26 protein-coding genes and 2 pseudogenes are annotated in these 25429 nt (G+C 62.1%); 8 read left to right on the top strand and 20 right to left on the bottom strand.

Annotated elements, in window-relative coordinates; all coding sequences use genetic code 11:
• Positions 1-13: 13 nt before the first annotated feature.
• The 10 genes from BN2694_RS09660 to BN2694_RS09615 form a co-directional block, all read right to left on the bottom strand.
• Positions 14-367, bottom strand: a complete 354-nt coding sequence (locus tag BN2694_RS09660; RefSeq protein ID WP_135664501.1) for a P-II family nitrogen regulator — start codon at positions 365-367, stop codon at positions 14-16.
• Entirely contained in the window at positions 364-1755 is a 1392-nt protein-coding gene (locus tag BN2694_RS09655; RefSeq protein ID WP_135664498.1) for an ammonium transporter, read from the bottom strand. Before BN2694_RS09655 ends, BN2694_RS09660 begins: the two co-directional genes overlap by 4 nt.
• A gap of 334 nt (positions 1756-2089) precedes the next feature.
• Positions 2090-2455, bottom strand: a complete 366-nt coding sequence (locus tag BN2694_RS09650) for a P-II family nitrogen regulator (protein ID WP_135664495.1) — start codon at positions 2453-2455, stop codon at positions 2090-2092.
• A 93-nt stretch (positions 2456-2548) separates the two neighbouring features.
• Positions 2549-3541, bottom strand: coding sequence for a porphobilinogen synthase (gene hemB, locus BN2694_RS09645; protein ID WP_135664490.1), 993 nt, complete (start codon positions 3539-3541; stop codon positions 2549-2551).
• A 60-nt stretch (positions 3542-3601) separates the two neighbouring features.
• Complete coding sequence (gene cofG, locus BN2694_RS09640) at positions 3602-4687, bottom strand: 7,8-didemethyl-8-hydroxy-5-deazariboflavin synthase subunit CofG (protein ID WP_135664488.1); 1086 nt, start codon at positions 4685-4687, stop codon at positions 3602-3604.
• Between the two features lie 80 nt (positions 4688-4767).
• Positions 4768-5376: a 2-phospho-L-lactate guanylyltransferase gene (cofC, locus tag BN2694_RS09635; protein ID WP_135664485.1), complete on the bottom strand. Its 609-nt coding sequence runs from the start codon at positions 5374-5376 to the stop codon at positions 4768-4770.
• Between the two features lie 9 nt (positions 5377-5385).
• The gene (locus tag BN2694_RS09630; protein WP_135664482.1) at positions 5386-6153 is read right to left on the bottom strand and encodes a DUF4398 domain-containing protein; all 768 of its coding nucleotides are present in this window, start codon (positions 6151-6153) and stop codon (positions 5386-5388) included.
• Positions 6131-7315, bottom strand: coding sequence for a tubulin/FtsZ family protein (locus BN2694_RS09625; protein WP_135664479.1), 1185 nt, complete (start codon positions 7313-7315; stop codon positions 6131-6133). Before BN2694_RS09625 ends, BN2694_RS09630 begins: the two co-directional genes overlap by 23 nt.
• Before the next feature lie 194 nt (positions 7316-7509).
• Positions 7510-8820: a glycosyltransferase family 87 protein gene (locus tag BN2694_RS09620; protein ID WP_167880001.1), complete on the bottom strand. Its 1311-nt coding sequence runs from the start codon at positions 8818-8820 to the stop codon at positions 7510-7512.
• A 98-nt stretch (positions 8821-8918) separates the two neighbouring features.
• The gene (locus BN2694_RS09615; protein ID WP_135664472.1) at positions 8919-9794 is read right to left on the bottom strand and encodes a complex I NDUFA9 subunit family protein; all 876 of its coding nucleotides are present in this window, start codon (positions 9792-9794) and stop codon (positions 8919-8921) included.
• A gap of 127 nt (positions 9795-9921) precedes the next feature.
• Here BN2694_RS09615 and tmk point away from each other — a divergent pair, with 127 nt between their 5' ends.
• Positions 9922-10521: a dTMP kinase gene (tmk, locus tag BN2694_RS09610; protein WP_135664469.1), complete on the top strand. Its 600-nt coding sequence runs from the start codon at positions 9922-9924 to the stop codon at positions 10519-10521.
• Positions 10522-10580: 59 nt separating this feature from the next.
• Here tmk and pspAB read toward each other — a convergent pair whose 3' ends face one another.
• The 3 genes from pspAB to BN2694_RS09595 all read right to left on the bottom strand — a co-directional run bounded on the left by pspAB (position 10581) and on the right by BN2694_RS09595 (position 13196).
• Complete coding sequence (pspAB, locus tag BN2694_RS09605; RefSeq protein WP_135664466.1) at positions 10581-11213, bottom strand: PspA-associated protein PspAB; 633 nt, start codon at positions 11211-11213, stop codon at positions 10581-10583.
• A 69-nt stretch (positions 11214-11282) separates the two neighbouring features.
• Complete coding sequence (locus tag BN2694_RS09600; protein WP_135664463.1) at positions 11283-12173, bottom strand: M48 family metalloprotease; 891 nt, start codon at positions 12171-12173, stop codon at positions 11283-11285.
• 63 nt (positions 12174-12236) lie between these two features.
• Positions 12237-13196: a DMT family transporter gene (locus tag BN2694_RS09595; protein WP_135664461.1), complete on the bottom strand. Its 960-nt coding sequence runs from the start codon at positions 13194-13196 to the stop codon at positions 12237-12239.
• 170 nt (positions 13197-13366) lie between these two features.
• On the opposite strand from BN2694_RS09595, the gene BN2694_RS09590 reads away from it, so the two are divergent.
• Together BN2694_RS09590 and BN2694_RS09585 are read left to right on the top strand one after the other, a co-directional pair.
• Positions 13367-13852 (top strand): Lrp/AsnC family transcriptional regulator, encoded by a 486-nt coding sequence (locus BN2694_RS09590; RefSeq protein WP_135664458.1) that lies wholly within the window; start codon positions 13367-13369, stop codon positions 13850-13852.
• A 312-nt stretch (positions 13853-14164) separates the two neighbouring features.
• Positions 14165-14680, top strand: a complete 516-nt coding sequence (locus BN2694_RS09585) for a hypothetical protein (RefSeq protein ID WP_135664455.1) — start codon at positions 14165-14167, stop codon at positions 14678-14680.
• A gap of 131 nt (positions 14681-14811) precedes the next feature.
• Here the strand turns inward: BN2694_RS09585 and BN2694_RS09580 are convergent.
• Positions 14812-15130: pseudogene (locus BN2694_RS09580) on the bottom strand (winged helix-turn-helix domain-containing protein); the annotation flags it as partial.
• Between the two features lie 277 nt (positions 15131-15407).
• On the opposite strand from BN2694_RS09580, the pseudogene BN2694_RS17705 reads away from it, so the two are divergent.
• A pseudogene (locus BN2694_RS17705) lies at positions 15408-15956 on the top strand (hypothetical protein).
• A 15-nt stretch (positions 15957-15971) separates the two neighbouring features.
• Here the strand turns inward: BN2694_RS17705 and htpX are convergent.
• Positions 15972-16853: a zinc metalloprotease HtpX gene (htpX, locus tag BN2694_RS09570; RefSeq protein WP_135664452.1), complete on the bottom strand. Its 882-nt coding sequence runs from the start codon at positions 16851-16853 to the stop codon at positions 15972-15974.
• Positions 16854-16988: 135 nt separating this feature from the next.
• On the opposite strand from htpX, the gene BN2694_RS09565 reads away from it, so the two are divergent.
• Positions 16989-18218: a digeranylgeranylglycerophospholipid reductase gene (locus BN2694_RS09565; protein ID WP_135664449.1), complete on the top strand. Its 1230-nt coding sequence runs from the start codon at positions 16989-16991 to the stop codon at positions 18216-18218.
• Between the two features lie 70 nt (positions 18219-18288).
• On the opposite strand, the gene BN2694_RS09560 is transcribed toward BN2694_RS09565, so the two are convergent.
• From BN2694_RS09560 to BN2694_RS09545, 4 genes are all read right to left on the bottom strand, one after another.
• Positions 18289-18702: a dCTP deaminase gene (locus tag BN2694_RS09560; RefSeq protein ID WP_135664445.1), complete on the bottom strand. Its 414-nt coding sequence runs from the start codon at positions 18700-18702 to the stop codon at positions 18289-18291.
• 145 nt (positions 18703-18847) lie between these two features.
• A complete protein-coding gene (locus tag BN2694_RS18235) occupies positions 18848-18961 on the bottom strand; it encodes a hypothetical protein (RefSeq protein WP_449272217.1) in 114 nt (37 codons plus the stop codon).
• Positions 18962-19406: 445 nt separating this feature from the next.
• Entirely contained in the window at positions 19407-19784 is a 378-nt protein-coding gene (locus tag BN2694_RS09550) for a twin-arginine translocation signal domain-containing protein (RefSeq protein WP_135664442.1), read from the bottom strand.
• A gap of 53 nt (positions 19785-19837) precedes the next feature.
• Complete coding sequence (locus tag BN2694_RS09545) at positions 19838-21265, bottom strand: hypothetical protein (protein WP_135664439.1); 1428 nt, start codon at positions 21263-21265, stop codon at positions 19838-19840.
• Between the two features lie 549 nt (positions 21266-21814).
• Between BN2694_RS09545 and BN2694_RS09540 the strand changes: the two genes are divergently transcribed.
• The 3 genes from BN2694_RS09540 to BN2694_RS09530 all read left to right on the top strand — a co-directional run bounded on the left by BN2694_RS09540 (position 21815) and on the right by BN2694_RS09530 (position 24393).
• Positions 21815-21979, top strand: coding sequence for a hypothetical protein (locus tag BN2694_RS09540; RefSeq protein WP_167880000.1), 165 nt, complete (start codon positions 21815-21817; stop codon positions 21977-21979).
• Positions 21980-22145: 166 nt separating this feature from the next.
• Positions 22146-23282: a 60S ribosomal export protein NMD3 gene (locus BN2694_RS09535; RefSeq protein WP_135664433.1), complete on the top strand. Its 1137-nt coding sequence runs from the start codon at positions 22146-22148 to the stop codon at positions 23280-23282.
• Positions 23275-24393 (top strand): class I SAM-dependent methyltransferase, encoded by a 1119-nt coding sequence (locus BN2694_RS09530; protein ID WP_135664429.1) that lies wholly within the window; start codon positions 23275-23277, stop codon positions 24391-24393. Before BN2694_RS09535 ends, BN2694_RS09530 begins: the two co-directional genes overlap by 8 nt.
• A 155-nt stretch (positions 24394-24548) precedes the next feature.
• On the opposite strand, the gene BN2694_RS09525 is transcribed toward BN2694_RS09530, so the two are convergent.
• On the bottom strand, positions 24549-25376 hold the full coding sequence (locus BN2694_RS09525; protein ID WP_135664426.1) for a purine-nucleoside phosphorylase: 828 nt from the start codon (positions 25374-25376) through the stop codon (positions 24549-24551).
• Positions 25377-25429 lie beyond the last annotated feature (53 nt).

Genomic DNA, 25429 nt, shown 5'->3' with positions numbered 1-25429 from the left:
CGTCTCCGTGTTCTCAGACTGCTTCCGGGCCGCTCTCGCCGGTGCGGACCTGGATGGCGTCCTCGACCGGCAGGACGAAGATCTTGCCGTCGCCCTTCTCGCCGGTGTGGGCCGCTTCCCGGATCGCTTCGACGACGTCCTCGGCGGGGATCTCCGAGACCACACACTCGATTTTGACCTTCTGGAGCAGGTCGACGACGTACTCCTCGCCGCGCCATTGGCCCTTCTTGGCGGCCTGCGAGCCACGGCCCGACACCTGCGTCACCGTCAGTGAGGGCGCGCCGACTTCCGCGAGGGCCTGTTTGACCGCACCCAGCCGGTCGGGCCGGATCATCGCCATGACCAGCTTGATGTCGTCGTCACTCATTCGTTCTCACCCCCGTTGGGCGAGCGACCGCCGTCCGTCCGGATCTCGCCGCCGTCGGGGCTGACGGCCGGACCAGTCCCGGGCGAGCCGGGTTCGCCACCGACGAACTCGGGGTAGACCGTGACGCCGTGTTCGCCCTCGTCGAGGCCGATATCCTCCTCCTCATCAGTGACGCGAAGGCCAAAGAGGACGTCCGCGATCCCGAAGGTGATTGCCGTGCCGACGATCGCCCAGAGGGCGATGACAATGACGCCGACGATCTGCATCACGAGGACGTCCACACCGGCAAAGGCCCACGGATCGCCGAAGAGAACCATACCGCCGGCCTCGGTGTAGAACAACGGGATTAGTGCCGTCCCGACCGCGCCGGCGACGCCGTGAACCGCGAAGACGCCACAGACGTCATCGATGCCGAGCGTGTCCACGGTGAACCGGAAGGCCGGCAACACCAGCGCGCCGGCCAGCCCGCCGAGGATCATGCCGCCCCACCACGTGACGTGGGGAACGGCACCCGTCACGGCCACGAGCCCGGCCAGCAAGCCGTTCGCGGTCCACAGCGGGTCCGGCTTGCCCTGCCAGGCGTTGGAGACGACCATCGCCATCAGCGCGCCGGCACCCATGCCAAGCGTCGTGTTCAGCGCGACGCGCCCGAGCTGCTCGCCGAGGAACTCGCCGCCGCCCGTGAAGATCGACGACGTACCGACGTTGAACCCGAACCAGCCGAACGCAAGGATCAACGTCCCGAGGACGGCAAGCAGCATCGAGTGGCCGGGGATCGGCTGGCTGTTGCCGTTTTCGTCGTAGCGCCCCTTCCGCGGGCCGACCATGTAGGCACCGACGAGCCCGGCGATACCGCCCAGCATGTGAACGACGGTCGCACCGGCGAAGTCGAGGTAGCCGACGCCGATGGCCTCACCGATGAATCCGCCCGATGCCAGCAGCCCGCCCCACCACGTGATCCCCTCGCTGACGGGGTAGATCACGGCGGTCATCACGAAGGCGACGAAGACGTACGCGCCGAAGTTCATCCGTTCGGCGACCGCTCCGGAAACAATCGTCGCCGCCGTCATCGCGAAGACCGCGCCGACGAGCCAGGTGACCCAGCCGCCGGGACTGCCCCAGTAGGCGAAGGCAGCGCCGATGTCGATGCCACCGCCACTGGTCGCTGGCCCGATGATCCCAGCGACCCCGTACCCGATCAAGAAGTACGCGAGCACGCCGAGCGTCCAGTCGGTCATGTTCTTCATCAGGACGTTGCCGACGTTTTTCGCACGGACCTGGCCGGCCTCCAGCAGCGCGAACCCGGGCTGCATGAAGAAGATAAGGAATGCTACCGTCAGCGCCCACACCATGTTGATGCCGCTGGCGACTTCTCCACCGACAGCCATCTACGACACCCCCATTCCAGTGTTTGCATTCATTTCTGATATTTCGTGTACTTTTCTACCGTATTCGACTACGTTCGTAGTTGCCATCTCGCTTCGGTCCCAAGAAAGGATGCTATATAATCCCTTGGGTCAGCACACCTTTATTTCCAGTCTGTTATAGGACAAACGTCCAATGTTGTGCACTATATTAACAGTATAAGGTCATCGTTCGTCCAGCGGTCACAGTGCTACGAGCGGGTAATTGGACGATCACAAACAGTATCGGACGGTCTCGAGCGACGAGCGACGGGCTGGACGTCGCGCGCGGTTCGATCGGCGGAAAAACAGCCGGCCTTCAGAGCGCGTCGGTCCCGCGATCCCCGGTACGGACCTGCATAGCGTCACTGACTGGCAAAACGAAGATCTTGCCGTCGCCTTTCTCCCCCGTGTTGGCCCCCTCGCGGATCGCCTCGGCGACGGCCTCGGTGCGATCGGCTTCGACGACACACTCGACTTTGATCTTCTGGTGGAGGTCAACGACGTACTCTTCGCCACGCCACTGGCCCGTCTTGGCCGGCTGGGAGCCGCGCCCGGAGACCTGCGTGACCGTCAGCGAGGGGGCGCCGGCCTCTGCGAGGGCGGCCTTGACGTCGCTGAGTTTCTCCGGTCGGACGATCGCCATCACCATTTCGAGGTCAGTGTCGTCGGTGGCTGCCGACATACAGTAGACCTCCGATGGGGTCGGTCATAAACCCCTTCCAAAGCGGCAGTGTTCGGCAGGGACGGCCGTCCGGCAGCGTCGAGAGACGCGTACTCACAGCCGTGCGGCGAGATCTTCCGCGAAGTACGTCAGGATGAGATCCGCGCCCGCTCGTTTGATCGACAGCAACGACTCGTATGCAGTCTCCTCGAGGTCCAGCCACCCCTGCTCGGCAGCGGCGTGGAGCATTGCGTACTCGCCGCTGACGTTGTACGCGGCGACGGGGTGATCGAAGCGCTCGCGCACGTCGCTTACGACATCGAGATAGGGAAGCGCGGGTTTGACCATCAACACGTCGGCCCCCTCTTCGACGTCCAGTTCGACCTCGCGCATGGCCTCACGGGCGTTTCCGGGGTCCATCTGATAGTGTCGCCGGTCGCCGAACGCGGGCGCGCCGTCGGCAGCGTCCCGGAAGGGACCGTAGAAGGCCGACTCGTATTTGGCGGCGTAGCTCATGATCGGGACATCGGCGTGACCGGTCTCGTCCAGTCCATTGCGAATCGCTCCGACCATCCCGTCCATCATCGCCGAGGGAGCGACCATGTCCGCACCCGCTTCGGCGTGAGAGACGGCGATGCGTGACAGCGCCTCTACGGTATCGTCGTTCCGGACCGTCAGCGTCGGTTCCTCGCGGGCGTCGGGTTCCAGCAAGCCGCAGTGGCCGTGTTCGGTGTACTCGCACATGCAGACGTCAGTAATGACGTAGGCGTCGGTCTCAGTCGTAATCCGGCGGACGGCCTCCTGAACGACCCCGTCGTCGGCCCAGGCCCGCGATCCGTCGTTGTCTTTTGATTCGGGGATGCCGAAGACAATGATCGCTTCGACGCCGGTTTCGAGAATCTCTTCGACGCGATCGACCGCGTGCTCAAGGGGGACGCGCTCGTGGCCGGGCATCGTCTCGATCGGCACCCGTTCGTCGGTCGTCGCGTCGACGAAGACGGGTGCGATCAGGTCACTCGCTTCGAGGGTCGTCTCCCGGACCAGCGGCCGGACGCCGTCCGTCCGGAGCCGGCGCGGGCGACGGGTGAGCCCTGGCTCATCGGTCATACCCGCAATTGGACCGAGCGCGGCAAAGTCGTTGTGTCTCCCCGTCGTCCGTCAGATCGTCTATTCCGAACGCACCGCCCGGAAGCGCTCGCCAGCCTGGCCCTCGGCCCGGATCGCCGCGAGGACCGGCTCACCCAGCCACGCCTCGTCGACGTAGCGCTCGTAGACTGGGAGCCGCTCCTGCAGCGGGACTCTCGCTTTTGCGGCGATCGCCCGGAGTTCCTCGAGGGCCGGCCAGGCGTAATCGGGGTTCACGTGGTCGTCGGTGACCGGCGAGACGCCGCCGAGGTCGTCGACACCACAGTCCAGTAGCTCACGCGTTCGGGCGAGGTTCGGCGGCACCTGGACCGCGATTTCCGCGGGAAGCCCCGCTCGCGCCATCGCCACCGTCCGGCGCATCGTTTCGAGACTCGGCGGGTCCCGGTTCCAGCGTTCGTTCGGCGAGACCGGCTGGACGATCACTTCCTGGACGTGACCGTATCGGTCGTGAAGGTCACGGATCGCGAGAATGCTCTCAGCGCGGTCCTCGAAGTCCTCGCCGATGCCGACGAGGATCCCCGTCGTGAAAGGAACGCCGAGTTCGCCGGCCGTCCGGATCGTCGCCAGTCGCTGGCCCGGTTCTTTCCGGCGTGATCCCGAGTGAGCGACCACGTCGGCGGTCGTTTCGAGCATCACGCCCATGCTGGCGTTGACGTCTGCCACCGCGGCCATCTGCTCGCGGGTCTGATCGCCCGGGTTCGCGTGCGGGAGCAGCCCCTCCTCTAAGGCGATCTCACAGACTTCACGGAGGTAGGTGTGAATCGAATCGTGGCCCCACGCGGCGAGTTGGGCGTCGATCCCGTCGTAGCGATCGTCCGGATCGTCGCCGAAGGTGAACAGCGCCTCGGTACACCCGGCCGCCGCACCGTCCTGGCAGATCTCACGGACGGATTCGGGCGAGAGTAACGAGGCCTCTCCCGGCGGATCGTAGTAGGTGCAGTACGTACAGGTATACCGGCAGGCGGTCGTCAGCGGCACGAAGACGTTACGGGAAAATGACAGATCCGTCGGCTCGGGAACGTCGGCCGGCGTGACCGAGAGCAGTCGCTCGCGCTCGACGGGATCGATTTCGATCTCGACGTCATACGCCTCCGCGCCGGGAATCACGCTCGGCACTCGGCCCAGCCGGAACAAAAGCGTTCTGACGACGGCAGTGACCCGAGTGGGGCGGACTCGTCTACTGCCGCTCAGCGTTCGACGCCGACCCGGCCGTCCCCGACCGCGAGTTCGAACCCATGCTCGCGGAGCCACGCGAGTGCCCGCCCCTCACCGTGTAACAGTACTTCGGCGAGGTCCGCCGGCTCGTCGACGTCGGTCCCCAACCGATAGGAGTCCATCTCGACCAGGTCCACACCGATCTCCGCTGCAATCGCCCGGTGGTCCCGGATCGAGGCGTCGTGGTAGTCGACACGGAAGTCGGGATGGCGGGTCACGAGCGCGTTCGTCCCACCACCCCGTCCCGGGGCGAGGACGACATCGCTCTCGACACTGAACAGTCGATCTATCGTTTCGGGCGTGACCAGCGGCAGGTCGGACATGACGACGGCTGTCGGGACGGTTGTGTCCGCGATGCGATCGTTCACGGCGTCTTCGAGCGGACGCTCGTCGATAGTTACCGGCACCTGCACGTCGATCGGTCCGGTCGCCACGACCGTCGGGTCGCCGCCGCCGCGTTCGATCGCCGTGAGAACGTCCGTCAGCATCGACCGGGCGAACGCCGCCCGCTCGTCCGTCGTGAGAATGGGATCGAGTCGCGTCTTGGGCTCGCTCGCGTCGAACGGGACGAAAACCCGCATCCTGGAGAGTCAGCCCAGTTTGTCGTAGTCGTCTTGCTGGGAGCGGTAGTAGTAGAACCCGCCACCGATCAGCGCCAGCACGACGATGGCACCGACGCCGTAGAGGACGTACTGTATCGTCTGGGCGGATGACTCGGCGGATTCAGCCGTGTTCTTGGCGTCCTTGGCACCCGTCTGGGCCGCGTCGAAACTCCCGTCCTCGAACGCCGAGATCGCGGTGTCCAGTCGGTTCTGCGCCTCGTCGCTGTCGGCGTTTTCGACCGCCGTCCGGGCGTCGTCGAGCGTGCTTCGGGCGTCGGCGCTATCGGACGTGTAGTGGTGGATCGAGGCGGTCTCGATCTCCGCGACGTCGCCCCCTCCCTCGCGGGTGAGCGTCACTGCATCGAAGGTCTGTGGCGGATCGTAGGAGAACGACTCGACTTCCGGGACCGTCCCGGTGATGGTCACGCTGATGCGATCGAGGTTCTCCCCGGATTCGATCGGGACCTCGAAGGTTTTACCGTCGAACGTGCTCGTCTCTGCTTCCCCGCTGGGCGTGACCTTCGTCACTTCCCAGCCCTGAACGTCGACGAGACCCGTTGAGCCGGTCAGCGTCCACTGATCGGCATCCTCGTAGACGTCCGAGACAGTGACCGTGACCGACGTCACGTCGCCAGCCTGTGCTTCCGATGGCGCATCCGTGTCGATCGTGACCGCTGCACCGGTCCCGACCGCCACGACCGTCAGCGCCAGTACCGCCAGCAGGGTGATGCCCTTAGAAAAGCGGATCCAACTCATCTTCCTCATCTTCCACTAATTCCGCTAAGTTCTCTTCGCTTTCGCTTCGGAGATCGTCGATGTTGTCCTGGGCCTCGATGGCGACCTGTTGTAGTTCTTTGACACGTGGGACGTTGTGGACGCCTGATACGAGGATCGAGGCGGCGACGTATTTGGAGTCGCTGGCGGGGTAGTCCCCGCCCCGAACCTCCATACTTCCTGTCTGCTCTTCGAGCCACTTGCGGCCGCGTTCGATGCCTTTCCGGTTGAGTTCCCGTGGCGGTCCACTGATCACCAGCAGGACGCGTTCGGCCCCTTCGATTTCACACGGCAACGTCAGTCGGCCCAGCGCTGCTTTCCGGACCAGCGACGTGATACGGTTGGTCGTATTGGCCGTCTCGAGGCCGTCGTCGTCCCGGTCGTTGCCGCGGAACCGCGAGAGGAGACCACCACTCGATCCCTCGAGATTCACCTCCTCGGCGGCGTATCCGACCGTCGAGACGCCGCCGCCGTCCAGGGTGTTGATGATCTCGCTGGAGTCGACGACGCTTTCTGCGACTTCGCCGTGCTGTTCGACCTCGCCCGCACCGAACAGAATCCCGAAGCGCTTGACGATCTCGTCGTTGATCTCGGCGTAGCCTGCTTCCATCGACTCGCCCGTCTTGCGCCAGGCGTCGTTGTCGAAGACCAGGAGATTGTCCACCTCGCGGACGAACGTCTGGAACGACCGGGCGGCGTTGAGCGTATAGATGCCGCCCTCGTCGCTCCCGGGCAGGATGCCGAGGCCGTAGACAGGTTCCGTGTAGATTCGCTTGAGATGTTTCGCCACGACCGGCGAACCGCCGGACCCGGTCCCGCCGCCGAGACCGGCGACGATGAGGAACGCGTCGACCTCGTGGACGGGGATGTTGTCGATCGCACCCTGGATCTCGTCGATGTCCTCCTCGGCAATCTCTGCGCCGAGTTCGTTGTCGGCACCGACGCCGTGGCCTTTCACTCGGGCCTGGCCGATCAGTACTCGATTTCCTTTCGGGATCCGGTCTAGCCCCAGCAGGTCTGCCTTGGCAGTGTTGACCGCGACCGCCGAACGGACGATCCCGCTGTCGGTCCGTTCGTCGTACTCCAAGAACTTATCGACGATCTTCCCGCCGGCCTGCCCGAAGCCGATCATGGCGAGTTTCATGTTTGGGTTTCTCTCGACGTGAAAACACTCGGAATGCGGGTATAAGCTTTTTGCCAGCGATATTCGCCCGCGTGACTGTCTCCCGTCCGTCACTCTCTTCGATCAGATCGGATAGTGGTGATCTGTCGGCTGCATGTCCGAACTGGCTGTTTACTCATCTCTCCCTGCAGGACGGGGAGGTCTTTTGGGGCGCGTTACTGCCCGAGTCGGTCACGGACCGACCCAAGAGCGGGCAGCGTCGCGTGTTCGGCGACGCGATACCCGGCCAGGCCTACGAGGAGGAACGTCCCCCACATGCCTGGCTGGAGATACGGTCCGAAGTCGTACAAAAGCGCCGCCCCGGGGAAGTTCCCCTCCGGCTTGGTGAGGAACTCCAGGGCGTACCGATGGACGTGTACGAGCAACACCGAGAGCACCGGGATCCAGGCGTATCCGTCCGGGCGATCGAGTTCGTGTGCGAGGAGGATCACGGCGGGCACCACGAGCACGACGAGGTCGTGGCTGTCGGCTTTCGGGGCGAACAGCGGGACGGCGGCGATACCCAGCGCGAACGTCGTGTGCCGTGCCGCCCGGGAGTCACTGGTCCGTGCCGCCAGCGTCAGTCCGATCACCGTGAGGATGCCGAATATCTTAAGATAGAGTCCGAGTCCGCCGAAGGCATACAGCGGCCGGTAGGCCGCGGCGGTGTCCCAGGCGTACATCGCCTTCGCCTCGCCCCAGCCTTTCCCCCACGTGAGCACGTCGAGGTACTGTAGATTCGTTTCGAGGCCGAAGATCGCCAGCGACGCCACAGCCAGGCCGGCTGCGGCCGCCATCGCGCCCGCGAAGCGTTTGCGATCCCGAAGCAAGTGTGCGCCCGAAGTGGCGTAGAACAGCTTGAAGCTACTGCCGAGGGTCGTACAGGCTCCACTCGCGTACCGGTACAGCGAGCGGGTGCGATCGCTCACCGCGCCGTTGCTGTACGGTGACGTTTCGCTCTCGGCACGTTCCTGGAAGTAGAACGCAAAGGCGAGTGAGGCGGTGAGCAGGGTCGCGGTCTGGGCCCACCGGAAGTTCCGGATGACTGGCTGGAAACTGAACAGCATCACCAACAGCCCGAGGCGCTCCCAGATGCGAAGCCGGTAGCCCAGCGTCCGCGCCATGGCTTCGAGCCCGAGCCACAGCAGGACGATCGCAGTAAACCCGAACAGCACCGCACCGGTATGGAACCCCGTCGTCTCGAAGGGGTAGAAGGCGAGCACCGTCACTGGCGGGTAGAGGTATTCGCCGAAGTACCCGCCGTTCTCCTGGGGGACGTACATCTGTGTCCCCTCGAGCCAACGGTTCAACGCCTCGGTGTATGCACTGAAGTCGTTGAACGTGTAGGGCAATCCCATCCCCATCTCCCGGAGATGGTGTTCGACGGGGAGCCACCCCAGTAGCGTGACGATCGTCACCACCGAGACGATCACGAGAACGGGCCGTTCGCGACGGGATGCCCACAGCTGGCGCGGGATCGACGGCATATTCCCCGGTGCGTTCATCCCACGGATAGCTCTGACGGATTCCGACGGTTCGAGACGTTCCACCGGCAAGTGCGCCCCCCCCGTATCCGCCCGGGGTGTTATTCTGGGCTGAGGTACGCCCCGAGCGTGAGCAATTCGTCCGGATCGACCCCGAAGGCTTCGACGTCGTTATCCCCGGTCGTGTTGTCGAAACGCAGCGACTGGTACTGGTCTTTCCCCATCGGGAACCCCGGAATCGCGCCGCCAATCGAGAGGCCGACACCGGCCAGGACCATCGGAACGGGGACGACCGCGACGCGGCCCCGGACGAGTTTGGCGATCTGCTTGAGCGTCAGCTTCTCCGGGCCGCCGAGTTCGTAGGTCTCGCTGGCCCGGTCGTCGTCCACGGCGCAGTCGGCCAGCATGGGTGCGAGGTCCGTCACCCAGATCGGCTGGAAGCGGGTCTTCCCCCCGCCCGGCAACGGTGCGAGGAGTGGGGGGGTCAGTTTCTTCGTGAAGCCGACGAACTCCCCGCCCTCGCCAAAGACCACCGACGGGCGGACGATTACCCACTCTACGTCCGACTCGCGGACGACCGTCTCGGCTCGCCCCTTCGCACGGATGTAATGGGTCGCGCCCTCTGGATCGGCCCCGAGGGCACTCATCTGGACGATCCGGTCGACGCCGGCATCCTCGGCCGCTTCGACCACGTTCTCGGTCCCCTGTAGATGGATCCGTTCGTGCATCTCGTTGCCACCCTTGGGAATGAACAGCGGCGAGAGCGCCACCAGGTTGACGACCACGTCCACGCCGTCGAAAGCCCCCTCCAGTGTGGCGGGATCTGTGACGTCTCCGGAGACGATCTCGGCGCTCGCGGGCAGGACGTTCGGATCGGGATCCCGTGAGAGGGCCGTCACGTCGTGGCCCCGCTCGTCGAGCTCCGTACAGAGGTACCGTCCAATGAAGCCGTCGCCGCCGGTGACGAGCACATGCATGAATGTGACATGGTATCGAACACTCCTAAAGGTACGGTGCCCGGCAATGGAGGAACAGGGAGGGCGGTGCCGATCCGGACAGTGATCGAGACGGCGCGTTTACGTGCCCCCGCCGCGTGCGGCCGGTATGCTCGTCACGCTCGAAGGGATCGACGGGAGCGGGAAGACCTCCGCTCGGGAACACCTCCAGAAACACACCCGGGAGGTCGACGCCACGTTCACCTTCACGCGGGAGCCGACCGAATCCTGGTACGGCGAGGCTGTCCAGCGCTCGATTAGCGACGACGACGCCGACTCGATGGCGGAGCTGTTTCTCTACACTGCCGACCACGCCGCCCACCTCGCGGACACTGTCCGTCCTGCTCTCGAACGCGGCGACATCGTCGTCTCAGATCGCTATTCGGACTCGCGATACGCCTACCAGGGTGCGACACTCGCCGACCGGCTGGACGACCCTCTGGCATTCGTTCGGGAGATTCACGAACCCTGGACGCGCCCGCCGGATGCGACGATCTATCTCGACGTGGACGCCGAAACCGGGGCCGAGCGCAGCGGCGCTACCAACAAGTTCGAGCGTGTCGAGCAGTTGCGAGCAGTGCGAGAGAACTACGAGCGACTGATCGACGACGAACCCGATCGGTTCGTCCGGATCGACGCGTCGCGTCCGGCCGAGGCGGTGCGGACGGACGTGCTGGAGACGGTAGAGCGATTGCTCTCAGAGCAGTAAGGTAGAGCGATTGCTCGGGAAGTAATAATTCTCGGGGCAGAGCGAACGTGCCGTAGCGGTCACTCCCAGGGGTGGCCCTCGTCTTCGGGCCACAGTGGATACCAGTAGGCTTCGTCGTCTTCGAGGTCGAGTTCGCCGTCCAGTACGCTCTGGAGTTTGAACTCCGCAGTGGCGTCGCGTTCGCGTTCGCCTGGCTCCGGCGCGAAGGGATAGTACGATCCTCGACGGAACGAGTACACCCAGTAGACGTACCGCTCACTGTCGTCCCATCCGGTCGCATCGTCGGGATCGCTGAAGGCGAAGACGGCCGCGAGCAGCCGCGAGCCGTAGCCGTTCTCGACGAGGGTATCGGCGGCGAAGTGGACGCTCGTGATCAGGTCCTCGACGTCGTCGTCTTCGAGGACGACCCAGGTGTAGCCGTGGGCGTCCTCGACGAACTCCGCGGTCGTCCCCGTCTCGACCTCGCCCGCAGCCAAAATCTGGTGTACCTCTTCGATGGCGTCCTGGAAGTCGGTACTGTCGACGTCAGAGAAACACAGCGCCGCCTCGCCCCCGGGCTCGTAGCCCAAATCCGCCTCCATCGTCACGTAGGCAGTGCTCATCCCGAAGAGGTCCTCGGGATCGGCATCGCGGGTTGCATCGGCTTCGGCTTTCAGCCCCAGGGCGGACTTGATGCCGTCGAGCAGTCCCATACGGTCTGTTCCCCCGGTACGCACTTATGCATCGCGGGATCACGCACGCAGATCGCGTGCATGCGACGGTTAGTCGTCGGCAGATCCACGCTCGAAGTCGGCTTGCAACTCCCGAAGCTGTCGAATCCGCTTTGCCACGGGCGGATGCGTCCAGGGCAGCGCCAGCAGTCCTGTTCCGCTTGGGACGATACAGAAGGCGTTGAGCCCCGCGATCGACCGGAGGTCTTCATCCGGTCGCTGTTCGCGGCGGTGCAGCGTCGCAAGCGCCTCCGCGAGCGCGACGGGCTTGCCCGTGATCGCGACTGCACCGCGATCAGCCGCGTACTCCCGGTAGCGCGCTAATACGAGTGTCCCGGGGAGGCTCACCACCAGCAAGGCCAGCGAGACGATCGCGAGGACGATCACGAGCCCGATATATCCCAGGATGAGCGCGAATCCGTTCATTCGTTCGAGACTCCCCGACAGTGTGAGCAGCGCCACCGTCGTCGGGAAACCCGCCACTGTCAGCACCGTTGAATCGCCGTTCTTGCAGTGGGCCAATTCGTGGGCCAGCACCGCCTCGAGTTCGTCGTCATCGAGGGTCTTCAAGAGCCCGAGCGTGACACAGATGACTGTTCGATCGCCTGTGCCAGCCGAGAGGGCGTTCGGCTCGTCGCTCGGGATTACGGCAACCGGCGGCCGCGGCATGTCCGCCTGCTGAGCCAGGCGATCGACGGTGTCAAACAACGCCGGATGATCCTCCCGGTCGATGGCGATCGCCTTCGTCATGTAGTAGGTCAGCCGGTCCGCTTCCTGGACCAAAATCATGAGAACGATCACGACGAGGACAAAGACGACCGCGGCGACACGCCACGGCAACAGCAGTCCGATCAGGCCACAGAACGCACCGTAACCGGCCGTCGCGAGCACGAGCGCCAGGACCATCCGACGCGTCAGTCGCCGGTCGCGTCGCCACGCCATAACTCTATGTTAGAATGACACGAAAAAGAACCCTGCGCTAGGGGCGAGCCGAGTCTCGTCAGCTCAATCCGACTTCTCGAACGTGGTCGATCCGGTTTCGGGGTTCGTCGATCCCACCCTATCGCGAACCCGGCGCCAGGAGGGCAGCAGCGACCGGTGTTTCACCAGCAGGAATCCGGCGAAGATGGCGAGAAAGCCGGCGACCGTCGTCGAGTCGATCACCTCGCCGAGTACCAGCCAGCTCAGCAGCGTCGCGACGACCGGTTCGAGGTAGACGATCAAATTGCTCTCGGTCGGGCCGATCCGATCGAGGAGACTGAAGTAAAGCGAGAAGGCGACGATCCCGGGGCCGACGACGAGAAAGGCCAGTGAGGCGGCCGACAGCGGCGTCCAGACGATCGTCTCGACGGACTCGCCGGTCGCGTAGCTGGTCAGGCCGAGCAGTCCGGACCCGAGAAGCATCGCCCAGCCCTGGAGTGCGACGGCAGAGAGATCCGTCCGGAGTGGTCGCGTCGCGACCGACCCCAGCGCGAAGCTCAGCGTGGCGAGCACGACGAGCCCGATTCCGACCAGATTCGCACTCGCGACCGTGTTCACGCCCACGTCGGAGATGACGACGACGCCGGCGAGACCGACGAGCAGTCCCGCGACCTGCACCGCGGTGAGGTCGCTGTCCGGTAGCAACGCGCTCGCGAAGACGGCCGTCAACGCTGGCGAGAGACTAACGACGATCGCCGCGACTGCGCCCGGGACGTGCTCCATGCCCAGATAAAGAAAGGCGTGATGGCCAGCGATCATGAACCCACCGGCGACGAGGACACAGCCGACATCGGCGAGCGACCGCGGATACCACCGACGCACCAGCACAGCGGCAAATGCAAGCACGACCGCGCCGACCAGCGCGTAGCGCAACCCGGCGAACAACAACGGCGGGAAGTACGACAGTCCCACCTCGATCGCGAGGAACGAACTTCCCCAGAGGATGCCGACCACCAGCGAGAGTATGAGAGATTTCGATCGCATCATCTAGTATTGCTGTAGGTAGATATAAGAATCTAACGTATTCTGAAATTGAGTTCAACAATATGCTTGGAGATAATCTATCGTTCGATATATTCCTATCCGGTGGGTGTCCTGTGGCTTGGTCCGGTGGAGCGGAGCATACTTACCGATCACCGCCGACCGTGCCACGCATGGACGAACGCGACGTGCGGATACTGAAAGCGATCGCTGATCTCGGGACCGACAGCCCGGAACGCCTCCACGAGGAGACGGACATTCCCGTCTCGACGATCCACTATCGTCTCAACAACCTCCGGGAGGACGGCGTGATCGAGAACGACTTGAACGATATCGACCTGGACGCGCTCGGGCTGGGGGTGACTGTCATCGTCGAAGTTTTGGCCGAGTACAGTGGGACCTACGACGCCGTCGCCGAGAAGTTCCGTGCGATCGAGGGCGTCACCCAGGTCTACCTGACGATGGGCGAGACGGACTTCATCGTGATCGCCCACCTCACCGATTCGGACATGGTCGAACGGCTCATCAGCGACTTCGAGGCCTTAGAAGAGGTCGAACGGACGAACTCGACGTTCGTCATCTCGACGCTGCAGGACAGCCAGCGGGCCTTAGAGGCCTACGAACTCGACACGCTACTCGAGGAACTCGTCGAGGAGTGACGCCGAAGAACTTCTCGAGGAGACCGACGACGGGGGAGAGAGGCGGAATCAGTGTTTTTGATCTGAAATGAGTCGACTCGGATATTGACTCACCGCCAATCTCTACTGTACTCGGACGACCTCGATAGATGCCGGTACAAGCTCTATCAACCGCTTGCGGGCAGGTCCGTAATTTCGAACCGTGCCCCGCTGTCGTGGCTGTTTGTGGCCATCCTGTTCGTGCGCGTAGATGATCTATTTCATGTCTGAGGCAATGTCAGTATCTTCCTCCCGCTCCCAAATCTTCATGACGCGGGTACTGTTCCGTTGCATATGGTCAGTGAGGGAATGGCTAAGGTCTTTGCGACGTTCGGGTACGTCGTCACCTACAAACAACCATTTCGGTGGGCTGTGAGACGGTTTGGTGGCCTGGCAGAAACCATCCGCCAAAAGGTCTCACGATGGGCCGGTTCGGTCGCGAGTCGTGCCGCGCCACGTTCCATTGACGACGACGAGTTCGCAGGCACAATTCACCAGCCGCCAGATGAGGTCGAAGATCTTCTCGAAGATGAAGGATTTATTCGAAACCTTTTGTCGCGATTGAAAACACGCAATGGAGAACCCGAAATCGGATCGTGGGTCTATCGGGAAGATCCTCGAGTGGAGTACCAACTTCACGTGATGATTTTCTCCGGAGATGACGACAGCGTTGACGTGTACGCTCACCATGAATATTCAAGTGTGAACCCTGATGTCGCATACCAGCACTTCACCGGGGACAAACTTGATCCAGAGGGTGGCGTTGTCAGGGTTCGAGAGAAACTCCCAATCGACGCGAGCGACGGATAAGGTCTGCCAGCGGCTAGAGGCCTACAACCTCAACCCACTGCTCGAGGCACTCGTTGAGGAGTGATTGGGTAGTCACCAGACGGGCGATCGAGCCATATACGAAAATATAAATTGAACGACTGCTCCCGAGCGTCGGGATGCGGAGCGTTCTCGTATTTGACCATCTTCTCGGGCTTGTCCGTGATCGTCTCGTAGATTTGCCGAAGTCTCTCTTCGGCTGGGTGTGAGCTGTGCCTCTCGATGAACGCCCATCCATCGTCGGTGAGGCCGTAGAATTCCCAGGGATGGTCCTGTCGGCGTTCGTCGTCTACGCGGGCGACTTCTTCGACGATCCCGGCGTCAATCAGCTTCTGGACGTGTTTGTAGACCGTGGCCTCGCTGACGGTCGAGTTGCTCGAGTTCGCACGCCGAGAGAAGTCTCTCGGGATGTTGCAGGGTGTTGCTGATGATCGCAAATCGCGTCTTCTGTGTGGCGAAATGGACGAGTTATCGCGCGTTCGCGTCTTCTGTGTGGCGAAATGGACGAGTTATCGCGCGTTCGCGTCGTCAACAGTCCCCAGATTCACACTCCTGTGCTTTCCTTTGTGACGATACGGGAAGTAGTTCGCTCTGGGATAAACCATCTCAGAGTAAATCATAAGAGCAAACTCTTCGGAAGAACGTAATGTGTCTGAATTGTGTCATCGAAATAATGGGAAGTATACCTTACTCCCGGAATCGCTTCGATATGGCCGACAGGGAATCGCCCGTCCCTGACGAGCTTCTCACGAGTGCGAGGGAGCGACTAGAGCAGGTGTCAATCACACTGGTTGACAACGAGGAGATACTGCACGCACTGAGCGAACCCACACCAGTATACGAGACCGATTGGTCGTATTTCGTGCTCGGGAACTACGACCGGGAGCCGATCCGGCGGTTAAATCTCGTCGTGGACAGGCTGAACCGAACGCTCCGATGCTTACGCCTTCCGGTGATCGATATTCGTGGGGTGAGGGACAACAGCATCTAGTAGTTCTGCCTGATCGCCGATGTCGTCACCTATCTCGTAGGCGTCGCCGAGATGGAGCCAAGGGACTTTCTCGTCGACCAAGGTCTCCTCGTGGGGACAGTCGAATACTTTTCGAAGAGTCACGTCCTCAAACGGGAGTATGACGACGAGGGCCACCCATTCGGATGGATGCAAAACGGTGTCCTCGAGTTGTTCGACCGGGAGAGACGACTCCCCCGCTGGCGGAGCGAATCGGCACTTGTTGAGGTGACCAGCGAACTCCCGTGATCGGACTCAGAACCCTCAAAACGACGTTTCCATCTCGCGCTCGAGTTCCTGTAGCCGATCGATGCGTTTCTCCGTCGAGGGATGGGTCCGGAATAGTTGGCCGATCATCCCCTTCGAGATGGGGATGATGAAGAAGGCGTTCATCTCCGACTGGCTGCGCAGGTCCTCCTGTGGGACGCGATCCATCCGGTTGTCGATTTTCGCCAGCGCGGAAGCCAGTGCCGAAGGTTGTCCGGAAATGATCGCGCCGCCGCGGTCGGCCGCATACTCCCGATAGCGCGAGAGCGCCCGGATCAACACGTAGGAGACGATCCACACCAGGACCGAGGCGAGAATGGCGACGACGATTCCCCCACCGCCCTGGCGACGGTTGCGTCCGCCGGCGAACAGCCAGCCCCAGCGGACGATCATGAACGCGATCGTCGAGAGGAACGAGGCGATCGTCATCACCACGACATCGCGGTTCTTGATGTGGGCGAGTTCGTGAGCGAGGACGCCCTCCAGTTCGTCCTGGTCGAGCGTCTGCATGATCCCCGTCGTCACGCAGACGGTGGCGTTGCTCTTCGAGCGTCCGGTGGCGAAGGCGTTGGGGACCGAGGCATCGGCGACCGCCACGTCGGGTTTGGGCAGGTCGGCTTGCTGGGACAGTCGGGAGACGCTGCGGTGGAGTTCGGGGTACTCGTTCTCGTCAACATGCTTTGCACCCATGCTCCGCAGAGCGAGTTTGTCGCTGAAGAACAGTTGTCCGAACGAGAACAGCCCCATCACCACGACGATTCCCAGCAGACCAACGCCGGCGCTCGCAAGGATCCCGACGAACACGATGTAGAGGACGAACAACAGGAACATTGTCACGAACATGCGCCCGCGCAACCCCCAGTCTGGTTGCCACTGCATACAGTGGGCGTAGGGTGTCGGCGAAGAAAATCTCTCCGGGTGGTACCCCAACCGTGTTACTTGGATGTCTTCTTTCCCCCCAATATTGGGGGTCCAGGTAAGAACACTCTTTAGGGCGACGCCGGATGGACGTATATGACCGAGCGTTACGACGTGGCGATCGCGGGTGCTGGGCCCGCCGGCGCGCAGGCTGCCCGCGATCTCGGGCGGCGCGGCTACGACGTGGTGGTCCTCGAGACGGAAGCCGAAGCCGAGTTCCCGCGTGCGAGCAACAAGTCCACTGGCGGGACTTTCCCGTCGATGTTGTCCTCCTTTGGCATCCCGGACGACGTGGTGATGCAGTTCACCGACAGTGTCGTGATCGAGTCACCCAACGAGTTCCTTCGGCAGGAACAGACTGGTGCCGTCCTCGATTTCGGTGCGTTCAAGCAGTACCTCGTCGAGGACGGTCGCCAACAGGGTGCCGAGTACCGATTCGACGCGCGCGTCTCGGGACCGATCATGGAGGGTGGAGACGTCGATGGCGTCCGGTACAATGGCTCGGAGGACATTCGTGCTGACATCGTCGTCGACGCGACCGGGCCGGCGGCCCCTATCGCCTCGGAGCTGGGCATCTCGGACCTTGAGCGGGACCGACACGCCATCGGCGTCGAGTTCGAGATGGACGGCGTCGACCTCGATGCCCCGGGCTATGCCGACCTCCACGACGCGATAATGCTCCGGCTAGACCACGAGTACGCCCCCGGTGGGTACGCCTGGGTCTTTCACACCGGCGAGGACACTGCCAAGGTCGGGATCTGTTACATCAACAACGGGAGTTACCAGCGCTACGCTACGGCCGATCGAACCATCGACGGCTACCTCGAGCACTGGATCGATACCGATCCACGCTTCGCCGACGCGACGAAAATCGAGGGGCGCCAGCACCGCGGGTCGGCTCACATTCAGCCGCCCGGCGGAATGAGTACGGACAGCTTCATGGCGATCGGGGACACGGTCCCGTCGATCGATCCACTGTGGGGCGAGGGAATACACAACGGGATGAAGTCCGGTCGCGCCGCCGCGGTCACCGCCGATCAGTCGCTGACGCCCGACGAGCCGGACACGTCTGCCGAGGCGATGGCATTCTACGGGAAACTCTGGCATCGCGAGGTCGCCCCTCGCATGGACTCGCGGCTGCGGATGACTGACATGCTCTATCTGGCTCCAAACGGGCGATACGATCGGCTGCTTTCCGATCTCAACGGTCTCGACGACGCGACACTCGCCCGGGCAAACAAGGGGAGCTGGCGGGCTATCGCGAAGCTACTGCACGTTGGCGACATCCCGATCCTCGCTCGGTTCGCAAAGGACCGACTCACGTAATCACACTGCAGCACTGCCGGGCACTCAGCCTGCAGCGATCGACCAAAGGGGATCGGCACGGACCATCTCTCTATTCCGGGCGAAGCGTCGAAACGCGTGCATTTGCTTTCAAGCGCAGTCCACCCTCGCCGACCGTGAGTGGAACGCGAGGCAGCTGGGCGATCCGGACCGTCGGATGAGTCGCCCCACGCTCGAGGATCTCCGTCCGTGGCTGCAGCAGTGCCGTGTCGGATAGCGATTCGTTGTACTCAATCAGGTACGTCCCGGCTTCGAGGTGCCACCACTGGTAGTCGTCGTCCTCGTTGCGCCAGACTCGCGGATGGGGGTCGAGTGCTGCCGGTTCGAGTTCGCCACCGCCGAAATCGACGCGTCCCGGGGCCTCGATGGTATAGATTTCCGTTACGGTGAGGTCGATCCCGCCGTCGTCGCACACCTGCGTCGGTTCGTGAACGATGCCCTTGACCGACTCGCGGAGGTCGCTCATGTGTCCGACCAGCCGCCTTGACGACAAAAAACATCGACCTCCTGATACTCGCCCGGTTTGCGAAGGATGGGCTGACTGTGTAGGGGTAGCAGACCGGTTACCGTGTTTCGCGATGAAATCCCACGGCTTCAGCCGTCGGTGGAAGTCAGACTGTGGCTTCCTCGGAGTCTCCCGTCGGTGTCGCCAGCGGGAGATCGATGTCGATCGCGTCGTACCACACGACCGGTCGTTTCGCGTGCCCTTCTTCGATGAGTTCAATCAGTTGTAACTCATCGAGTCCAGTCAGGTTTCGGTGGGCCTATCTCACTCTCGATCGACGAGTCGGACCATCTCGCGGATGCTCCCGGATACGTCAGGACGATCGCCCTGAGTGAACAGTCACTCCCTGATCTCCGGGGACGATATGCTGTATGGGGGAGATCTTCAATGTGTGCCGTTCGTCTCTCGTTGAGCATGACACGGAAATCCAGTGCTTCGTCTTTTCGAATGAACATCGCTTCGCCGTTCACCGCGGGAACTGGGGCTTAATGATGACTACGGTCTTCGCAGGCGTCAATTGACGTTCCGACACCGATGTTTCCGAGTGGTATGCTAAGCGACACGGTGGTACCAAGCCATTCAGTTTCAGTGAGAACACCCAGGATTTTCCACAGGTATCGATACAGCAATCGCATATCAGGGTTCCTCCACCGACGGAAGCGCTTTTACTCCGGATGCTTGTCAACAGTGACCCAGTCGTGGCCGGGTATCGTCCCAGAAACGGTGTAGGTGGCATCCGAGTCGTAGTCAACGAACTTGAACGTCCCTTTGATGCCATTTTTACTCTTGGGAATCGCAGTCATCTTCTGTTTCTTCTTACCGAGGAGTTCTCCTTCACGTTCAAGTTTTATCGTCCCCATAGGATATCCGACACCGTCGCCCTCGTTGCTTACTAGCAACGTTACGTGTATTGTCGGAATGTCCGTAATCTCTGCCGAAAGGTCCTTGATGTCCAGATCCGGTTGGTCGTCCGAGCCGGAGCACCCTGCCGTCGCCCCGGCGAGTGAAACGACCCCAGCCTTCAATAGCGTTCGTCGGTTCATTACAAGTCCTTTTCAGATATGTGCATCAAATGTTAATATTGTGTCGATCACACTCATCTCTCGACACTAGTGTACGTGAGGGAGTTGCTCACAACGGAGGTCTTTGTTGTCTTCAGGGCTGTCGAGAAACTTGGGCAAGGACAGCCACCCAGATAATCGATATACGCGAACTCGAATTGTGATCGTGTTTCTAACTCTGCCGTGTAACCGGGTGGCAGACCGTTTTCCACGTGGAAGCTTGCGCCTGCAACGTTTTCCGTGTGATCGGGGAAATACCGGTTACCCTCGGTATCATCTTCGGGGCCACCGTCTAGAGGCAACATCCAATGATACTCCTCTTGGTCGCCAAGACGATTATGATCTACCTCTATCCCGCTACCTGAACTGTCGTTCAGCGCATATTTGATAACCGTACTCGCGACGGAGCCGTACACCCCGCTAACACTGTTGACGATGTCGAGTCCAAGATCAAGGATTCCGTCGCCGGGGTTCGGGGAGTTATCCTTCTCGTCCGGCTGGGGCTCCGAGAGTGCTGCCTCGTTTTGTTCCGTCGAACCTTTTTGTCGAGCCCAGAATTCAACGTTCGTCTGGTAAGGCATTCCCTCTTCCATGTCTTGATCACAGGGGAGAAGCATACGGTCGGGTACTTCGCTAAAATGTGCCTGCATCTGATATCGTTTGAAACCACCGAGGGCCGCGATCTCATCGTAATCGGTTGCGATCGTCCCGTCCGTATTGTATCGAACATCTGCCGAAGTGCCAAATTCGTACGTCCAGCTCATACTAGTTGAGTCCTCTCCACAACGATCTTCGAACGTATGTGTCCTTTCACCCCCCCAGGTGGGGGTGTTGTCAGCGTCAAGGAACCCAACATCGTCGTCGTTATCTCCGCCGCCCCCTGGGGGAGTGATGTAGTCTGAGGTCCCGACACTGTTCTCTGCTGTGGATGTATTCTCAGCGGCTGGAGCATTTCGAATACTGTTGTCGGTCGGAACTCCTTCAGATGGGATCGATATTTCGTCCGGCCTGACGGACTGTGTGCTAACGCGTTCAGGATGAAGCACACCTCTGAGGTCGCTATGTGAGAACCCTTCGTCTGTTGGGTTCAGAGAGAACGCCACTGACCCGTATTTGGGACTCGGTCGCGTGATCGTACCGGTAACACGACTGCCCAGCATATCGATTCGAACTCTGAGCGGGATTTTTTCATCTTCTTCCGTGACAGCAAACCGATCATCGTCTGTAACGAACGAGAACGTCTCTACTTCCGGGTGATCTGTCTCGTCACTTAGCCGGTCAGATTTACCCAACGGAATGTTGAATCCGGCGACATGGAGTTTTCCTTTCAGTCCCACAGGCGTGTGGTTAAGTATCGCCGTTGCGTCTCCCTGTTCCTTGTCTGTCATGGGCCCGTACGATTTTCCGACGAACTGTCTGTCGATACCGCTTTTCGCTGTCGACAGACCGGTGGAGATAGTCATGCCTCCGACCATACTGCCGATACTTCCCAACACAGTTCGACGTCGCACTCTGCTGCTATCGTTGGAGGTCACGACTAGCTCAAAAAACTCATTCAATAAGTATTTCTGATGGTATTATAGGTTAAATATAATGTATTTTTATTTTATATATTCGGGTCAGAACCGTAGAACGGCTGATCGGCTTGTTCGTTCGCACTTTCATTCCTTATCGACACCGTCTCGGCTCGGGTACGGAATCAGGAGTTCGCGTCCGCTCACCCATTCTCGGGACTATAGGGCTCACCTTCAGGTCCTCCTCGTTGGCTGGTCTCCGATCGCCTTCTCGGCATAGACGGACGCACCGGTAGTGACTGCTCTCGGCGGTGTGGCTTCTCTATCCATAATTCGAGATGACCTCCGAGCGGTGTATCTCTCCGGGTTCGTCTTCGCTCACGAAGGCAGGAATATCATCGTCCGTGGCGTTCTCCCGACGGACCCGAGTCAGCGGAGGACGATCTAGAGGCGCGTTCCCGCATCGGGAGCCTGGTGCGGTGGATGTTCCTCCTCGGTATGGCTGGCCACTGGGAATCGGTAGCGCTCGTCGTGGCCGTCAAGTCGATCGATCGTTTCGAAGAACTGAAGAAGCGCGCGTTCGCCGAGTGCTTCTTCGTCGGAACTCTGGCCAGTGTTCTGGTAGCAATTGCACTGATAATCTCCGTATCTGTCTTGGTTTGAGGAGCAAGATCGGTACCTGCTTGTCGACCACAGTAGCGTAGAAATGAATACCTCGGGCAATCGTGAATGACGGCCCGACAGGCGAAGAACTCTCGAGGGATGATTAACGATCCGCTCCGATCGAAACCCGCGCCGCTTTTAGGAACCTGCCCCCTACGGAATCGCAATGACGCGTTCGGGTGCGTTCTGTCCGCGCTGTGGCGATCCTATCGAGAGCGATCCCGGAGAGCGGCCGGCCCATCCGGAGGCTCGCGATCCGGATAGCGTGCTCTGTGACGCCTGTTACTTCGAGGAGTTCGCCCTCGTGGACGCGCCCGACCGGATCGAGGTGCGGGTCTGTTCGCAGTGTGGAGCCGTCCACCGAGGCAACCGCTGGGTCGACGTGGGTGCCGAGGACTACACCGACGTCGCTGTCGACGTGACCAGCGAGGCGCTGGGCGTCCACGTCGACGCCACGGACGTCGCCTGGCAGGTCGCGCCCGAACAGGTCGACCGCAACACGATCCGGATGCACGCGACGTTTTCGGGCGTCGTTCGCGGGACGCCTCTCACCGAGGAGGTCGTCGTCCCCGTGAAAATCGCCAGGGAGACCTGCCAGCGGTGTGGCCGCATCGCCGGGGGCTCCTTCGCCAGTACGGTCCAGATCCGGGCCGTCGACCGAACGCCCACTGACGAAGAGGAGGAGCGCGCCGAGGCGATCGCCCGTGAGATTGTCGCCGAGATGGAGGCGACAGGCGATCGTGATGCGTTCGTCACCGACGTCGGGTCGGTCGACGGTGGACTGAACATCAAGGTATCGACGACGAAAATCGGCCAGAAGATCGCCCAGCGTCTGGTCGCTGAGTTCGGCGGTTCCTTCTCGGATTCCGAACGGCTCATCACCGAGGACGAGGACGGCGAGAAAGTCTACCGGGTGACGTACGCGGTCCGGTTGCCACCCTTCTCTCCGGGCGAGGTCATCGATCCAGAGGACGATGAGGGACCAGTGTTGGTCCGGAGCGTCCAGGGGAATCTCAAGGGCACACGACTTTCGACTGGCGCGGCCTACGAAGCGAGTTTCGAGGACGGCGATGCACCCGAGGCCCGGCGGCTGGGCGACCGCGAGGACGGCGTCGAGACGACGCTGGTGGCGATCGAGGACGACCACGCCGTCCAGGTGCTTGACCCCGAGACCTACGAGACGAAGTCGATCCCGCGGCCGGACTATCTGGACACCGAGGCCGAGGTTGTCCCGGTGTTGAAATCGCGGGCTGGATTGCACGTACTGCCGGGTGACGACGGTGACGAGGGCGACGATGCGTGACGACAGCTTGATTTCGGACGAGGAGAGTGACGGCTCCGCGGTTCTCACTGGCGACGCCGAGGGAGAACTCGCCGTCGTCGTCGAACAGTCCCGCGCCCAGCAAGCCATCGACGCATTACAGGACGAAGGCGTCTACGATGCCGACCGCAGCGTCCGGGCCTACGGCGAGGGTGGCGTCTCGCTCCCCGTGACGGCTGTCCCCGAGACTGTCGAGATCCGGGAAATTGTCCGACAGATCGGCGAGCCGCGATTGCGAACGCTGGCTGATCACCTCCGCGAGCGCGGCTGGAGTGACAACGAGATCGACCGCGCGCCGTCGTCGTGGGCCGTTATCGGCACCGTCGTGCTCGTCGAGATCGGTGACGCGCCGCGCCCGGACGACGTTGGCCAGGCACTACTCGATCTCCACGGCGAGGCCGACACTGTGCTCGAACGTCACGGTATCGCCGGGGAACATCGCGAACCCGACGTGTCAGTACTGGCGGGCGAGGGCGACACGGAGACGATCCACACCGAGCACGGGACCCGCTACGCGATGGATCTCGCCGAGGTCATGTTCTCGCCCGGGAACAAGGAGGAGCGAGCGCACATGGGGCGCGTCGTCGAGCGAAGCAAGACGACGGACAGTGCGAGCGGGAAGGAACGACCCGCGAGCAGCGAGGGCGAAACGGTCCTCGATATGTTCGCCGGAATCGGCTACTTTACGCTGCCGATGGCCCGGGCCGGCGCGGACGTGACGGCCGTCGAACGCAACCCGACGGCGTTTCAGTATCTCTTAGAGAACGCCCGACTCAACGACGTGACCGACTGCATCCAGCCCTATCGAGCCGATTGTCGGGACGTGGTCGCGGGCGTTGATGCCGACCGGGTCGTGATGGGGTATTACGACGCCCACGAATACCTCGACAGCGCGCTGGAAGCGCTCGAAGAGGGGGGTATCGTGCATCTGCACGAGGCGACACCTGCCGATCTGGTCTTCGAGCGACCGATCGACCGGCTGGAGACCGCAGCCGGCGAACGCGGTCGGTCGGTCGAGGTTCTCGACACTCGTCGCGTGAAAACCTATAGCGAGGGGGTCGTCCACGTCGTCGTGGACGCGCGGGTGGACTGAACAGAGAGGGCAACACCTATTCGTTCGGCCCGTCAAGCGCCGACATGAACCGACAGCAGATCCTCGCCATCATCCTCGTCGTCCTGATGGTCGGATCGTCGTTCGCCTACGCGGCTTCGAGCCTGTTCTGACGCTTCCCAGGACCGTGACGGTCGTCAATCGAGTTCAGGGAACCGCTGCAACAGCGTCGAGACGTACGTCCGGAGGTCGTCCTCGATCGTCTCGATCGTCTCGACGACCTCCTCGTGGGAGAGCGGGTCGCCGACCACGCCGGCAGCGTAGTTCGTGATCGTCGACATCCCGACGACGTCCATCCCCAGCTGATTGGCGACGATCGTCTCGGGGACGGTCGACATCCCGACGGCGTCCGCACCGAGGGTGTCGAGCATCTCGATCTCGGCCGGCGTCTCGTAACTGGGACCCATCATGCCCGCGTAGACGCCGCCGTCGTGGATCGTGAGTTCGGAATCACCGGCAAGGTCCCGGGCCTCCGCGAGCAGGTCCGGGCTGTAGGCGTCGGTCAAGTCCGGGAACATCGGACCGTCGCCCAGTCCCGCCTTGCCCAGCAGCGGATTCGTTCCCATCAGGTTGAGGTGGTCATCGATGAGCATCACGTCGCCGGGATCGAACGCCGGGTTGACACCGCCCGCGGCGTTGGTGATGAGGAGCCGCTCACACCCAAGCTCTCCGAGTGTTCGGATCGGGGCCACGATCGGATCCATGTCGCCGCTTTCGTAGTAGTGAACGCGGCCGTCCATCCCCAGGACGTTCACGTCGCCCACCGTCCCGACGACGAAGCGACCTGCGTGACCCTCGACGGTCGAGGCTGCAAGCCCCGGGACGTCTTCGTAAGAGACTGACAGCGCGATGTCCATCTCGTCGGTCATCCCGCCCAGCCCGGAGCCAAGTACCACCGCGGTCTCGGGGGCCGAGAGGTTTTTCGCCTGCAGCTGTTCTTCGAGATAATCGACCGGTTCCGTCATACCTCCTTTTATACCCGTTCCGTATAAAAAGGGTGTGGTCACGGGTTCGACGA

This window comes from Halorhabdus rudnickae (assembly GCF_900880625.1).
GTDB classification, from domain to species: Archaea; Halobacteriota; Halobacteria; order Halobacteriales; family Haloarculaceae; genus Halorhabdus; species Halorhabdus rudnickae.
This window is presented reverse-complemented; position numbering and strand designations above follow the sequence as displayed.

Bases quoted from the DNA above. Each gene is read 5' to 3' on its own strand.
- BN2694_RS09585 (WP_135664455.1), top strand. From the start codon at position 14,165: ATGGTCAGTGAGGGAATGGCTAAGGTCTTTGCGACGTTCGGGTACGTC.
- BN2694_RS09615 (WP_135664472.1), bottom strand. From the start codon at position 9,794: ATGCATGTGCTCGTCACCGGCGGCGACGGCTTCATTGGACGGTACCTC.
- BN2694_RS09650 (WP_135664495.1), bottom strand. From the start codon at position 2,455: ATGTCGGCAGCCACCGACGACACTGACCTCGAAATGGTGATGGCGATC.
- BN2694_RS09620 (WP_167880001.1), bottom strand. From the start codon at position 8,820: ATGCCGTCGATCCCGCGCCAGCTGTGGGCATCCCGTCGCGAACGGCCC.
- BN2694_RS09540 (WP_167880000.1), top strand. From the start codon at position 21,815: ATGGCTGGCCACTGGGAATCGGTAGCGCTCGTCGTGGCCGTCAAGTCG.
- pspAB (WP_135664466.1), bottom strand. From the start codon at position 11,213: ATGGGACTGCTCGACGGCATCAAGTCCGCCCTGGGGCTGAAAGCCGAA.
- BN2694_RS09595 (WP_135664461.1), bottom strand. From the start codon at position 13,196: ATGCGATCGAAATCTCTCATACTCTCGCTGGTGGTCGGCATCCTCTGG.
- BN2694_RS09525 (WP_135664426.1), bottom strand. From the start codon at position 25,376: ATGACGGAACCGGTCGATTATCTCGAAGAACAGCTGCAGGCGAAAAAC.
- BN2694_RS09660 (WP_135664501.1), bottom strand. From the start codon at position 367: ATGAGTGACGACGACATCAAGCTGGTCATGGCGATGATCCGGCCCGAC.
- BN2694_RS09530 (WP_135664429.1), top strand. From the start codon at position 23,275: ATGCGTGACGACAGCTTGATTTCGGACGAGGAGAGTGACGGCTCCGCG.
- BN2694_RS09550 (WP_135664442.1), bottom strand. From the start codon at position 19,784: ATGAACCGACGAACGCTATTGAAGGCTGGGGTCGTTTCACTCGCCGGG.
- BN2694_RS09655 (WP_135664498.1), bottom strand. From the start codon at position 1,755: ATGGCTGTCGGTGGAGAAGTCGCCAGCGGCATCAACATGGTGTGGGCG.
- BN2694_RS09560 (WP_135664445.1), bottom strand. From the start codon at position 18,702: ATGAGCGACCTCCGCGAGTCGGTCAAGGGCATCGTTCACGAACCGACG.
- htpX (WP_135664452.1), bottom strand. From the start codon at position 16,853: ATGCAGTGGCAACCAGACTGGGGGTTGCGCGGGCGCATGTTCGTGACA.
- BN2694_RS09590 (WP_135664458.1), top strand. From the start codon at position 13,367: ATGGACGAACGCGACGTGCGGATACTGAAAGCGATCGCTGATCTCGGG.
- cofC (WP_135664485.1), bottom strand. From the start codon at position 5,376: ATGCGGGTTTTCGTCCCGTTCGACGCGAGCGAGCCCAAGACGCGACTC.
- BN2694_RS09545 (WP_135664439.1), bottom strand. From the start codon at position 21,265: ATGACTATCTCCACCGGTCTGTCGACAGCGAAAAGCGGTATCGACAGA.
- BN2694_RS09535 (WP_135664433.1), top strand. From the start codon at position 22,146: ATGACGCGTTCGGGTGCGTTCTGTCCGCGCTGTGGCGATCCTATCGAG.
- BN2694_RS09630 (WP_135664482.1), bottom strand. From the start codon at position 6,153: ATGAGTTGGATCCGCTTTTCTAAGGGCATCACCCTGCTGGCGGTACTG.
- tmk (WP_135664469.1), top strand. From the start codon at position 9,922: ATGCTCGTCACGCTCGAAGGGATCGACGGGAGCGGGAAGACCTCCGCT.
- BN2694_RS09625 (WP_135664479.1), bottom strand. From the start codon at position 7,315: ATGAAACTCGCCATGATCGGCTTCGGGCAGGCCGGCGGGAAGATCGTC.
- BN2694_RS09565 (WP_135664449.1), top strand. From the start codon at position 16,989: ATGACCGAGCGTTACGACGTGGCGATCGCGGGTGCTGGGCCCGCCGGC.
- BN2694_RS09600 (WP_135664463.1), bottom strand. From the start codon at position 12,173: ATGGCGTGGCGACGCGACCGGCGACTGACGCGTCGGATGGTCCTGGCG.
- hemB (WP_135664490.1), bottom strand. From the start codon at position 3,541: ATGACCGATGAGCCAGGGCTCACCCGTCGCCCGCGCCGGCTCCGGACG.